This window comes from Amycolatopsis sp. M39 (assembly GCF_001651785.1).
In the GTDB taxonomy this organism is placed as follows: domain Bacteria; phylum Actinomycetota; class Actinomycetes; order Mycobacteriales; family Pseudonocardiaceae; genus Amycolatopsis; species Amycolatopsis rubida.
In genome coordinates, this window is the sequence record NZ_LWSF01000061.1 from 1 (window position 1) to 590 (window position 590).

Genomic DNA, 590 nt, shown 5'->3' on the forward strand with positions numbered 1-590 from the left:
TGATGCGCGTAAGCAGCAAGACTGGTCTCCCGGACCCGGCCGAGCAGTTCTGTGAAACCCGGATTTCCCGAAACATCCGCGCGCAACACCACCGTGTTCATGAAGAACCCCACCATACTGTCGAGCGCATCATCGGTCCGACCCGCGATCGGGCTCCCGAGCGGAATATCCGCACCGGCACCGAGGCGCGATAACAGCACCGCCACGCCAGCCTGCACCACCATGAACAACGTCGCGTTGTTCCTCCGGGCAATCTCGGACAAACCGGCACACATCTCCGGCGAGAATTCCGCCAAAACCGACGCTCCCGCGCTTTCCGCTACCGCACTAGGACGATCGAAGGGCAGTTCGAGCCGGGCTGGGACACCCACGAGCTGTTCTTTCCAGTAGCCCAGCTGCCGGGAGAAGACGCCGTCCGGGTCGTGCTCGTCGCCGAGCAGCTGGCGTTGCCACAACGTGTAGTCGACGTACTGAACCGGCAGAGCCGGGAAATCGGGCTCCGCATCCTGTCTGTGTGCTGCGTAGGCCGTGGCCAAGTCCCCCAGCAACGGGCTCATCGACCACCCGTCGCACGCGATGTGGTGCACCAC

1 protein-coding gene is annotated in these 590 nt (G+C 63.7%); it reads right to left on the bottom strand.

The window, feature by feature from the left end; genetic code table 11:
- The coding region (locus tag A4R44_RS47230; RefSeq protein ID WP_232792087.1) for a condensation domain-containing protein at positions 1–590 on the bottom strand (590 nt) is incomplete at its 3' end.